This is a genomic window from Hymenobacter coccineus (assembly GCF_001816125.1).
GTDB lineage: Bacteria > Bacteroidota > Bacteroidia > Cytophagales > Hymenobacteraceae > Hymenobacter > Hymenobacter coccineus.
On record NZ_MDZA01000047.1, the window covers coordinates 1 to 12,699 of the forward strand.

Consider the following 12,699-nt stretch of genomic DNA (forward strand, 5'->3'; position numbering starts at 1 on the left):
CCCCAGGGGCAGCATACGTGAGGCAGCGTGCCAGCGCAGCCGGGCGGCACCGCCAGCGGCCCCTAACGGGACGCAATATGGCAACCGCTGGCTTACGGAGTGGTTTCCGCCGCTTGAAAGTGCGGCGTGCGCACGGCTTCGAACAGCGCCGCCGGGGCCCCGCAGGTCGAACATTCGTAGCCAATCAGGGCGTCGAACGGCGTGCCCGGCGCGATGCCCTGGGCCGGCTCGCCGTAGGCTGCGTCGTACACGGTGCGGCAGCGCGGGCACTGGTGCAGCGGCGGCTCGTTGGGCGCGGCGGCTCCACGGCGGGCGGCGGGGCGGGCGTTTCCTCGGCGGCGGGGGCCCCGGCGGCGGCCTGCTGCTCGTAGAACTGGTCGCAGAGCTGGGCGAGGTACCAGGCCAGGTTTTCGCGGCCCACCTTCTTGCGGAAGCTCACGAAATCCTTGCTGTTGGGGTTGAAGTCGCGGGTGTGCAAAATCTCGAACTGCGCGGCGTGCAGGCCGGTCTGGGTGAGCGTGTCGAAGTGGCTGCGCACGACGATGGAGCCAAACAGGCCGGTTTTGGGCTTGGTTTTGATGGCGAAGCACAACTGGTAGGTGCGGACGTCTTCCTCGTTGAAGTAGCGCACCAGCTCGTGCTTCAGGGCCAGGCCGTCGGGGCAGCGGTCCTCCACCTGCCAGTTCAGCTCGTTGGCGGCGTGGCGCACGTTGATGCGGTGCTGGCGGAGCACTACGTCCCAGCGGCCCCGGTCGGCCAGCTCGATGCCTTTGATGATGAGCGACTTCCAGGGCGTGGTGCACAGCTGGCCGAGGCGCGTGGCCAGGCACACCCGGCACACGTCCTGGAGAAACGCCACCGCAAACCGCTCGTCGCGCCGGTAAATGCCCAGCCACAGCTTGTTGCCATAGCGGTTGAAGCCCTCGTAGTAGGGCAGCGTGAAGGCCGGCAGCACCAGCGGCGCGCCCAGCGGCTGCCACACCGTGCGGTGGGCGGCGCTCACCAGGCGGTGCAGCAGGGCCCCGTCGGCGGCGGGCTGGTCGAAAAACTGGTCGCGGTGCGCCAACAGCACCCGCTCCACCGCCCCGCTCAGGCCCGGAATATCCTCCGAATACACCAGCGCCGGCCAGCAGTACAGCGCGCCCGCCCCCGGGAAGCGCACGTACAAGTACCAGTAGTTGGGCGTGTCGGAGGCAATGAAGTTGAGGTGGCCGGTGAAGAAGGGAACGAACGTCTGGTGGCGCTCCACTAGGTTGATTTTCAGACGCGGCCGGAAGTCGAACAGGTCCAGGATGTCGCGGTACACGCCCTCGCGCAGCCACGTGGTGTGGTGGAACACGTCCTCCACCACGTACGAGCTGCTAATGTTGGGGTGCAGGTCGGCGTCGATTTCGCACAGCACCTCGGCCTTCGCCAGGGCCTGCACCAGCGCGCGCCGCTGCCCGGCCGCCACCTCAAACAGCAGCTGCTGCCGGTTGCCAAATTGCAGGTGCTCCACCTCGGCCGCCTCGGCTGCTTCGAGCACGGCCAGCAGGTCGCCGGCCGGCACAATGCCGCCGGGGAAGTTGATGGTAACGGCGTGGGTTTGGGGCGGCAACGTGGAAAAATTAGGGGTGAGTAAACGTTATTGTTAGACTGTCCTGATTTTAATCCAGTCAGGCAGAAACTTTAGGCCGTCATGCGGAGCGCAGCGAAGCATCTTTCCCGCAGCAGTAATTATGATTAGTTGCGCGGGAAAGATGCTTCGCTCGCTCCGCATGACTGGGCGTAGGAGCTAGATATGACCGGGCATGGGCCCCCAGGCACCTGTAGGGCCCCAGGCAACTTTGATTCACAAGCGTCCAAATCATACGGCTACGCTGACCAGGCTTTCTTCCAACAGCCGCTGCACCTCGGGGCGGCACGAGCCGCAGCCGGTGCCCGCGCCGGTGGCGGCGCCCAGCGCCGGCACGCTGCCGCAGCCCCCGGCAATGGCCAGGCGCAGGTTGTCGGCGCCCACGTTGTTGCAGCTGCACACCAGCTTGCCCAGCACCGGCACGGCCTTGCTGCCGCTGCGCAGCAGCTGGAGGCGCTGGTCGCCCAGCTCGGTTTTGTTGGCGATGAGCGCGCGGTATTCTTGGAACTCGCCCTTGTCGCCGATGAGGATGGCCCCCACCAGGCGGTCCTGGTGGATGATGCACTTCTTGTAGTAGCGCTGGGCCCGGTCGATGAACACAATCTCTTCGTAATCCGTGGTGTTGGGGCGCTCGGGCAAGCCGATGCTGCACAGGTCGAAGCCGTGGATTTTGATGATGTTCATGAACGTGCTGCCTTGGTAGGCGCTGCCCACGTCGCCGCTGAGGTAGCGGGCCAGCACGGCCGCCTGCTGCTCGACGGCGGCCGTGATACCGTAGAGCACGCCCGCAAACTCGGCGATTTCGCCCAGCGCGAACACGCGCGGGTCGCTGGTTTGCAGGTGCGCGTCCACCACCACGCCGCGCTTGCAGGCCAGGCCGGCGTCGCGGGCCAGCTCCAGGTTGGGGGCCGTGCCGATGGCCAAAATCAAGGCGTCGCAGTCGAGGCGGCGGCCGCTTTTCAGGCCCACGCCGGTGAGGCGCGCGCGGCCGTAGTACAGCTCCACCTCGTCGTTGAAGTACAGCTCGCAGCCCTGGTCCGCCATTTCTTCCTGCAAAAGCTGGCTGCCCAGCGCGTCGAGCTGCCGGTCCAAAAACCGCGACGTGCGCTGAATAATGGAAATCCGCACGCCCCCTTCGCGCAGCGAGGCAGCCATTTCCAGCCCCAGTAGGCCCCCGCCCACGATGACGACGTGGGCCCCGGCGGCGGGCAGGTGGGCCTTGAAGGCGTCCGCGTCGCGGCGCTGCGCATCGAGGAAGATGCCGGGCAGCGCGGGCACGCCCCGCGGCACCGCCGCCCGGCTGCCGGTGGCCACAATCAGCACGTCGTAGTCGGTGCGCGCGCCGTGCGCGTCCACCACGTACTGCCCGGCCCGGTTGATTTCCGTTACGCCCACGCCGCGGCGCAGGTCGATGCGGAAGGTGGGCTCCTCGTGGTCCTGCATTTTCACCAGCTGCGCCCAGCTTTGGTGGCCGCTGATGTAATCGGGCAGCATCACCCGGTTGTAGAACGGCAGGTCTTCTTTGCTGAAAATGATGATGTCGTCGTCCTGGTTCAGGGCCCGGTACGAGCGCACGAAGCCGTGGGCCGCCGCCCCGGCCCCGATGACGACGATGCGCTGCTGGGGCTTGCGGTACTTGGCCACCTGCACGGCGCAAAACTTGAAGTCGGGCTCCTTGGAAACGGGGTCCAGGGCCCCGGAGGTCACGTTGTTGGCCCGGTTCAGGTCCGAGCCCAGGCGCTTGCCCCAGTGCATGGGCAGCAGCACCACGCCCGGCCGGATGCCGGCCGACAGGCGCGCCGCCACCCGCACGTCGCCCCGGCGCGAGGTCACCGTCACCAGGTCGTCCTCGGCCACGCCCAGGGTTTGGGCGTCCTGCGGGTGCAGCTCCAGGAACGCCTGCGGAATGTGCTGATTGAGCTTGCTGACCCGGCCGGTCTTGGTCATCGTGTGCCACTGGTCGCGGATGCGGCCGGTGGTGAGGATGAACGGGAAGTCGTCGTCGGGGGCCTCGCTGCGGAACGCGGCCGCCACGGGGTGAATGACGGCCCGCCGCGAGGGGGTGTAAAACTGCTGGTCGGTGAAGAGCCGGGCCGTGTCGGGGGCGGCCTGGCCGGCCCGGTACGGCCACTGCACCGAGCCGCGCGTTTTCAGAATGTCGTACGTCAGCCCCGAAATGTCCAGCGTGGTGCCGGCCGTCAGGCGCGCGTGCTCCCGGTAAATGGCCTCGGCGTTCGGGAAATCGAACCCCGGAAATCCCAGGGCCCTGGCGAAGCGGCAGATGATTTCGGCGTCGGGTAGGGCTTCGCCGGGCGCGTCCACGGCCTTGACTAGGTGGCTGATGCGGCGCTCCGAGTTGGTCATGGTGCCCTCCTTCTCGGCCCAGGCGGCGGCGGGCAAAATCACGTCGGCGTAGGCCAGGGTTTCGGGCTGGGTGCTGACTTCCTGCACCACCACGAACTTGGCCTTGGCCAGCGCCGCCTCGGCCTGGCGGGCGTTGGGCAGGCTGGTGAGGGGGTTGGTGCACAAAATCCAGATGGCCTTGAGGCGGCCGTCCTCCAGGGCCTCAAACATCTCGGTGGCCGTGTAGCCCGGCGTGTCGGCCAGGGGCCCACTGCCCCAAAACTGCTGCACCTCGGCGCGGTGCGCGGGGTTGGCCAGGTTGCGGTGGGCGGGCAGCAGGTTGCTCAAGCCGCCCACCTCGCGCCCGCCCATGGCGTTGGGCTGCCCGGTGAGCGACAGGGGCCCCGCGCCCGGCCGGCCAATCTGCCCGGTGATGAGGTGCAAATTCAGCAAGCTCAGGTTCTTGTCCACGCCCACCGCGCTCTGGTTCAGCCCCATCGTCCACATTGAGAGGAACGCCCGGGCCCCGCCGAGGTAGCCGGCGGCCAGCCGAATGTCGGCCTCCGCCACCCCGCACAGCGCCGCCGACTCGGCCAAGCTACGCTCAAACACGATGGCCTTGTAGGCCTCAAACCCCTCGGCGTGCTGCTCGATGAAGGTCAAGTCTACGTCGCCATTCTCAATCAGGGCCCGCGCCAGGGCTTGGTTCAGCACCACGTCGGTGCCGGGAATGAGCTGCAAGTGCACGTCGGCGATGGCCGTCGAGTCGGTGGCGCGCGGGTCGATGACGATGATTTTCGTGCTCGGGTTGGCGGCTTTGTGGGCCTCCACGCGGCGCCAGAGAATGGGGTGGCACCAGGCGGGGTTGGCCCCGGCCACCAGCAGGCAGTCGGCCAGCTCGATGTCGTCGTAGCACACGGGCACGCTGTCTTCGCCCAAGGCCATTTTGTAGCCCACCACCGCGCTGCTCATGCACAGGCGCGAGTTGGTGTCGAGGTTGTTGCTGCCAATGAAGCCCTTCATGAGCTTGTTCAGCACGTAATATTCCTCCGTCAGGCATTGCCCAGAGGCATAAAACGCCACCGAATCGGGCCCGTACTGCTCAATAAAGGTCTTGAACACCGCCGCGGTGCGCGCCAGGGCCTCGTCCCAACCCACGCGCTGCAAGGGGCGGTGGCGGCTGTAGCGCATCTGCGGGTACAGCAGCCGGTCCGAGCGGTCGTTGACGGTATATTGCAAGTTCAAGCCCTTGCTGCACAGCGCGCCCCGGTTCACGGGGTAGTCGGGGTTGCCCACCACGGCCACGTCGCCGTTCTTCAGCGGCTCGACCAATACCCCGCAGCCCACCCCGCAGTAGCAGCAAATGGAGGGAAGCGCGGGGGTTTTGGTGGCCATGGGTTGAATTATGGGTTGAACAATCGGGCTTATTCGGCCCTAAAGGCGGTCATGCAGCGCGCAGCGAAGCATCTCTACTGCTCAACTAATTATGATTACTGCGGCGGGAGAGATGCTTCGCTGCGCGCTGCAGGACCGCCTTTTTGCACAACGGCCTTACGTATAATGGCCTTTAGCGTAATGGCCCCTAGCACTGTTTACCAGGGGCCCCATTTTATTAAGCAACGGCCAGCGCCAGCGGCGCGTCGGGGGCCCGGCGGGGGCTTCGGCCTCGCGCACCACGAGGCGCACCAGCAGCACCAGGGCCCCCACGGCGGCCACCCCGATGCCGATGTAGAGGAACGCGGTGCTGTAGCTCAAATCTTTGGCTTTGAAGAGGAAGCCCACCAGCATGGCCCCTAGGTTGCCGCCGGCGCCTACGATGCCGCTCACGCTGCCGATGGCCTGCTTGTTCACAAACGGCACGATGGAGTAGGTGCAGCCGTTGGCCATTTTCAGGAACAGCGCGAACACCAGCATCGAGGCGATGGCCAGTGCCAGGCTCGGGGCCAGCGAGAAGAAGGCGATGCCGATGCCTTCGAGCACCAGCATGGCGCTCAGCAGCAGCCACTTGCCTTTCATGCCGTAGGCGCGGCCGGCGCGGTCGGCCACGATGCCGCCCAGGGCCCGGGCAAACAGGTTCATGCCGCCGAAGATGCCCGCCAGCAGGCCGGCCGCCACCAGCGTGGCCCCGAAGTGGTCGACGAAGTACACGGCGGCCACGTTGTCAATCGTGATTTCGATGCCGAAGCAGGCGCCGTAGGCCAGGGCCAGCAGCCAGGTGCGGTAGTCGCGCATGGCCAGCCCAAACGTTCCTTCCTTTTTCACCGGCGCCACGCGCTGAATGTCGGCGTAGTTGCCGCGGGGCGTGTCCTCGGTGTAGCGGTAGTAGAGCACGGCCATCACCAGCAGCAGCACGCCGGGCACCACCATGGCGTAGCGCCACGAGTCGGCCTTGGTCACCCAGCCCAGGCCCACGAAGCCGGCGGCCACCAGGGGCATCAGCATGTTGGCGATGCCGCCGCCCAGGTTGCCCCAGCCGCCGGCCACGGCGTTGGCCGTGCCCACCACGTTGGGCGCAAACATCATGGAGGTGTGGAACTGCGTGATGACGAACGAAGCCCCGATGATGCCAATAGCCAAGCGGAACAGCAGGAAGCTCTCGTAGCTGTGGCTCAGGCCGATGAGCATCACCGGCAGGGCCCCCACCGCCAGTAGGCCGGTGTAGGCCAGCCGGGGCCCAATCGTGTCGCAGAGCTTGCCCATGAGCAGGCGCGCCAGAATGGTAGCCGACACCGAGGCGATGACGATGTTGCCCACCTGCCCCTTGTCCAGGTGCAGCTGCTCGCGCACCAGCGGCATGAGCGGCGCAATGCCGAACCAGCCGAAAAAACACATGAAAAACGTGAGCCACGTCAGGTGAAACGTGCGCATCTGCACGCCCTTGCCGGCGAAGATGTTGAGCCGGGTCAGTGGCTGTTGGGCGGTAGCGGTGGCCTCCATAAGCAGTGGGTTTAGGTGTAGCGCGGACTTTGTAGTCCGCGTTTTTGAGCGATAATCGGCAGGACGAAGCGAGGGCCGCGGACTACAAAGTCCGCGCTACAGGGCATCAGGCCCAGCCGATGTACACGTCGTCGCCCTCGACCTTCACCGGGTAGGTTTGGATGGCGCACTCGTCGGCGTTCAGGCACTCGCCCGTCAGCAGCGAGAAGGTGCGCTTGTGGAACGGGCAGGCCACCTTGGGCTCCAGGGTTTCGCCGGCGCTGCCGATCATGCCGCGGGCCAGGGCCATCTGCTGCTTGTGGGGGCACAGGTTTTGGGTGGCGTACCACTCGCCGCGCCGGGCGAAGTTGAAGATGGCCACCTGCTCGCCTTCAACCAAGGCGCAGGCCCCGCCGTCGGCGGGGATGTCGGTGGTTTTGCACACGGGCAGCCAGGTCACGGCGGTTGCAGCTTCCATAATTATTTGTCGGTTAGTACGTTGTCTTGGTTGGCGCGGCGCACCACTTTAGCTCAGCCAGCGCGGCGCGGGGGCCCTAACGGCCGGGCGCGGGGGCCCTACTGGCGGGCCCTCCCGTCTCAACTGGGAGCCCTACCCTACCACTCCGCGACCTTCTTCTGGCCGCGCATGGTTTCGAACTTCATTGTCGGGTCTTTCACCTTCGGCGCGTTCACGAAGTGGGTGAATTGCTTGCGCAGCTCGGGGTTTTCCACCACTTCTTTCCACTCGCAGTGGTAGTTTTTGATGAGCAGCTCGATTTCGGCCTCCAGGTCGGCGCAGATGCCGAGGCTGTCGTTCACCACCACGTTGCGCAGGTAAGCCATGCCGCCGTCCATCTTGTTGAGCCAGGTGGCGGTGCGCATCAACGGGTCGGCGGTTTTGATGTAGAACATCATGAACCGGTCGAGGTACTTGAGGAGCGTCTCCTTGTCGATGTCGCCGGCCAGCAGCTGGGCGTGCTGGGGCTTGGCGCCGCCGTTGCCGCACACGTATAGGTTCCAGCCTTTTTCGGTGGCGATGACGCCGAAGTCCTTGGCCTGGGCCTCGGCGCACTCGCGCACGCAGCCGCTCACGCCGCTTTTCATTTTGTGGGGCGAGCGGATGCCTTTGTAGCGGTTCTCGATTTCGATGGCGAACGACACGCTGTCGTGCAGGCCGTAGCGGCACCAGGTGCTGCCCACGCAGCTTTTCACGGTGCGCAGGCTCTTGCCGTAGGCGTGCCCGCTCTCGAAACCGGCGTTGATTAATTCCTCCCAGATGTCGGGCAAGTCGCTCACGTGGGCCCCGAACATGTCGATGCGCTGGCCGCCCGTGATTTTGGTGTAGAGGCTGTACTTCTCGGCGATGCGGCCGATGGTCATCAGCTGCTGGGGCGATACCTCGCCGCCCGCCATGCGCGGCATCACCGAGTAGGAACCACCCTTCTGGATGTTGGCCAGGTAGCGGTCGTTGGTGTCCTGAATCACGTTTTGCTTCACGATCAGGTCGTTCCAGAGCCCAGCTAGGATGCTGCCCACCGCGGGCTTGCAGGTTTCGCAGCCGTCGCCGGCGCCGAACTGGTCGAGCGCCGCGCTGTACGTGCGCACATCGTTGATTTTCAGCAGGTCGAACAGCTCCTGGCGCGAGTAGTCGAAGTGCTCGCAGAGCACGTTTTTGATGTAGGACCCCTGCGCCGTGAGCGTGCCGTTGATGAGGTCCTTGAGCATGGGCACGCAGCCGCCGCAGCCGGTGCCGGCCTTGTTGCACTTCTTCATGGCGTCCACCGTCGTGATGCCCTGGTCCGTCACGGCGTCGCAGATCATGCCCTTCGTCACGGCCTCGCACGAGCAAATCAGGGCGCCGTCGGGCAGGTCGAGCACGTTGGAGCCGCTGTCGGAGCCCTCGCCGCCCCGGGCCCCTAAAATCAGGTCTTCGGGGTGCGGGGGCAGGATGATTTTGTTGTTCACCGTTTGCAGCAGCATGCTGTAGGCGTCGGCGTCGCCGATGAGCACGCCGCCGAGCAGGTACTTGCCATCGGGGCTGAGGTTGATGCGCTTGTACACGCCGTTGTGGGCGTCTTCGTACACGATGCTGCGGCTGTGGGGCTCGGCAATAAAGGGGTCGCCGAAGCTGGCCACGTCCACCCCAATCAGCTTGAGCTTGCTGCTCATGTCGAAGCCGGTGAAGGCCCGGGCCCCTTGCAGGAGCTGGCTGGCCACCACCTCGGCCATGTCGTAGCCGGGGGCCACGAGGCCGTAAATCATGCCGCCGTGCAGGGCGCACTCGCCGATGGCGAAGATGCGCGGGTCGCTGGTCTGCATCTGGTCGTTGACGGTGATGCCCCCGCGCAGGCCCACCTCCAGGCCGGCCAGCTTGGCCAGCTCGTCGCGGGGCCGGATGCCGGCCGAAATCACCAGCATGTCCACTTCCAGAATGGAGCCGTCGCCGAAGTGCAGCGCGTCGATGCGGCCGTTGCCGCCGATGCTGGCCGTGGCCTTGCTGAGGTGAATTTGCAGGCCCAGGGCCTCCAGCTTGCTTTGCAGCATGGCGCTGCCGGCGGCGTCGATCTGCCGGGGCATCAGGCGCGGGGCAAACTCGATGACGTGCGTTTGCTCCACGCCCAGGTCGAGCAGGGCCTTGGCGGCCTCCAGGCCCAGCAGGCCCCCGCCCAGCACGGCCCCCACGCGGGACGTGGCCGCGGCGGCCTTGATTTCCTCCAGGTCTTCGATGGTGCGGTACACCATCACGCCGGCCTTCTCCACGCCCGGAATGTCGGGCACGAAGGCCGACGAGCCGGTGGCCAGCACCAGGTAGTCGTAGGGCTGCACCAGGCCGCCGCGCGAGTGCACCGTTTGGCTGGCGCGGTCGATTTCCTGCACCGCGTCGCCCAGGTGCAGCGTGATGCCGTGGTCGTGGTACCACTGCGTGGGGGCCATCAGCAGGTCGTCGGCGGTTTTGCCGCCGAAGTACTCGCTCAGGTGCACCCGGTCGTAGGCCACGCGGGGTTCCTCGCCGAAAACGACAAGGTTAAAAGCGGCGGATTTGGCGAGGAGCTTCTCGCAAAATTTGTAGCCGACCATGCCGTTGCCGATGACAACGACGGTGGGGAGGTGCTGCGGGGCCATACCGAACCAGGGGGTTAAAGTAGAATCAAATAGCGCGAAGGGTAAGGGTGGGTGGGATGACCGGTGGCCGGGGAACCAAACGGCTAGAGAAGAGCAATGACACCAAAGCCCCTATAGAATTGCAGGGGCTAAGCAGCGAATTTTACAAATCTAACCCAATACCCCCTTCGTACAAGCAGTGGTATTGGAATAAATTATATAAATTTTAGTAATGCCCCTGTAAAATCCACAGTCCTGCTTCCAGGATTTCCGCTTGTTGCCAGCGCGCACCCGTCCCGGGCCCCTGGGGAAGTTTTTCTGTTCCGCGTTGATAATGCGGGCCCCGGGGCCCCGGCCGCTAGAAGCGGGCAATGGCGCGCAGGTTCACCACACGCTGCGAGAGGAAGTTGGGCACGGCGTAGGTGCGGCCGTTCACGTCTTGCAAGTAGCTGTAGCCCGACACGTTGTTGGCGCCCAGCACGTTGAGCACTTCCAGGCCCAGCCACAGGCTTTGCAGCGCGTAGCGGTGCGGGGGCGGGCCGCTGCGCATCGACACCACCTTCGAGAAGCCCAAATCGACCCGGAAGTAGTTGCGCTCCAGCACGCTGAGGCCGCGCAGGTCGGGCAAGTTGGGCGGGCTGAAGGGCAGGCCGGTGCCGAACACGGCGTTCACGTAGCCGCGCACCGAGGGGTTGTCGGGCAGGTGGTCCTGGAAGAAGATGCCCAGCGTCACGCGCTGGTCCTGGGGCCGGCGGAGGTAGCCCTTGGCCTCGCGGGTGACGATGGGGGCCCCGGCGGCCGTGGTGCCCGTCACCCGGTTCACCGAGTCGCCGTCCACGTTTTCGCGGGTCGTGAGCACGCCCAGGCTGAACCACGACTCGGCCCCGCGCACGAACTCGCCGCTGAGGCGGGCGTCGAAGCCGGCGGCGTAGGCGTGGGCGTTGTTTTTGGCGAAGTAGCGCAGGCGCACGTTGTCCACGTCGTAGGGCACCACGTCGGTGAGGTACTTATAATAGGCCTCGGTGGTGAGCTTGAACGGGCGGCCGCCCCAGGTGTAGGTTTCCTCGCGGCCCACGATGAGGTGGTACGAGCGCTGGGCCCGCAGCTCGGGGTTAAGCCCGCCCTGCTGGTTGCGCAGCTCGCGGTAGAAAGGCGGCTGGGCGTAGGCTCCCAGCCCCACCTTGTAGGTGCGGCGCGGGTGGCGGCGGCTGGTTTGGGCGTACTGCACGCGCGGGCTCCACACGAGCTGGCCGTTGGTGGTCCAGTAGTGGGCGCGCAGGCCGTAGGTGAGCGTGCGCAGGCTATCGGGCCGCCAGGTGTCCTGCACGTAGCCCTGGGCGCGGGTGCTTTGCAGCGTCAGGTCGGTGCGCAGGCGGGTGCGGCGGGCGTCGGGCACGTAGTCGGCCGAGTCGGCAAAGGTGTACTCGTCGAGGGTGTCGCTGATTTTCTCGCGGCCAATTTTAGCCCCGGCGCGCACCGTGTGGTGCAGGCCAGGCGTCCAGCGGGTGCGGGCCTCGGCCGTGAACACCTGGGCCGTGAGCGAGTTGCGGGCGTGCTGAAACTGGGCCCCCACGTTGCGCTGCCGGATGGCCTGGTTGAAATCGGGCGAATTGGGGTCGCGGTTCACGTCGGCCAGCCGGTAGGCCGCCTCCACGTCGCGGTACTCGAACTCGCGCGACACCAGCGCCGAGCCCAGCAGCTCGCCCTGCCAGTTGGGGGCGAAGCGGTGCTTCAGGCTGAAGCCGCCCTGGTAGGTGTCGTACTGCATCCGCTCGCGCCCCTGGTAGTCGATGAACACGCGCGTGATTTGGTTGGGGTTGGTCGAGAACGTGGCCTGCCCGGTTTCGGGCGTGAAGCGGTAGTCGTTGTGGGCCACCACGCCCAGCAGGCCCAGGGTGGTGCGCTGGACGTCGCCCTGGGGCCCCAGCCCGATGTTCACGAAGGCCTGCCCGTCGAAAAACGTGGGGTTGTAGCCGCCCTGCGCCTGCCGCAGCGAGGACAATACGTACTGGGCGTTTTTGTAGCGCACGCCGGCCAGGTAGCTCACGCGGCCGTTTTTGGAGCGGGCCTCGGCGTGCACCGCGCCGCCCACCAGGCTGCCGGTGGCGGAGGCGGCAAACTGCTCGGGCTCCTTATAGGTCACGTCGAGCACCGACGAGAGCTTGTCGCCGTACTTGGGCTGCCAGCCGCCGGCGCTGAAATCGACGCTGCGCACCAGGTCGGGGTTGATGAAGCTGAGCCCCTCCTGCTGGGCCCCCGTGACGAGGAACGGCCGGTACACCTCAAAGCCGTTGACGTACACCAGGTTCTCGTCGTAGTTGCCGCCGCGCACGTTGTAGGTGCTGCTCAGCTCGTTATTGCCCACCACGCCGGGGAGGGTCTTCAAAATCATGTTGAAATCGCCGAACGCCGAGGGCAGCGTTTTCACGTCGCGCGGGTCGATTTGGGTGAGGCTGACTTCCTCGCGCGGGTCGGCCGCGTCGCGGCGGGCGCGCACCGTCACGTCGCCCAGCGCCTGCTGGTCGGGGCGCAGCACGAAGGCCAGCGGGCGGGCCGCGTCGGCGGGCAGCACCAGGGCCCGGCGCAGCGGCAGATAGCCCAGGCGGCGCACCGTCAGCACAGCGGCCTCGCCCCGCCCCGTGGCCCGGATGGTGAGCGCAAACGTGCCGTCGGCCGCCGTAGTAGTGCCCCCTTCCTGGCCCAGCACGCGCACCGCCACCGCC

At 66.3% G+C, this 12,699-nt stretch carries 7 protein-coding genes; all 7 read right to left on the bottom strand.

What is annotated here, in order from left to right:
- Positions 1-92 precede the first annotated feature (92 nt).
- Positions 93-251, bottom strand: coding sequence for a rubredoxin (locus BEN49_RS27575; RefSeq protein WP_158022740.1), 159 nt, complete (start codon positions 249-251; stop codon positions 93-95).
- Complete coding sequence (locus BEN49_RS26235) at positions 185-1,597, bottom strand: rubredoxin (RefSeq protein ID WP_125916488.1); 1,413 nt, start codon at positions 1,595-1,597, stop codon at positions 185-187. Before BEN49_RS26235 ends, BEN49_RS27575 begins: the two co-directional genes overlap by 67 nt.
- Positions 1,598-1,846: 249 nt before the next feature.
- Positions 1,847-5,353, bottom strand: a complete 3,507-nt coding sequence (locus BEN49_RS03970; RefSeq protein ID WP_070741082.1) for a nitrate reductase — start codon at positions 5,351-5,353, stop codon at positions 1,847-1,849.
- A gap of 156 nt (positions 5,354-5,509) precedes the next feature.
- Positions 5,510-6,895: an MFS transporter gene (locus BEN49_RS03975; protein ID WP_083325747.1), complete on the bottom strand. Its 1,386-nt coding sequence runs from the start codon at positions 6,893-6,895 to the stop codon at positions 5,510-5,512.
- 106 nt (positions 6,896-7,001) lie between these two features.
- Positions 7,002-7,352 carry a nitrite reductase small subunit NirD gene (nirD, locus tag BEN49_RS03980; protein ID WP_070741085.1) on the bottom strand — a complete coding sequence of 117 codons (351 nt, stop codon included), beginning with the start codon at positions 7,350-7,352 and terminating at the stop codon, positions 7,002-7,004.
- Positions 7,353-7,489: 137 nt separating this feature from the next.
- Positions 7,490-9,997 carry a nitrite reductase large subunit NirB gene (nirB, locus tag BEN49_RS03985; RefSeq protein WP_070741087.1) on the bottom strand — a complete coding sequence of 836 codons (2,508 nt, stop codon included), beginning with the start codon at positions 9,995-9,997 and terminating at the stop codon, positions 7,490-7,492.
- 337 nt (positions 9,998-10,334) lie between these two features.
- Positions 10,335-12,699: TonB-dependent receptor (locus tag BEN49_RS03990; protein WP_083325749.1), on the bottom strand; the 2,365-nt coding region annotated here is incomplete at its 5' end.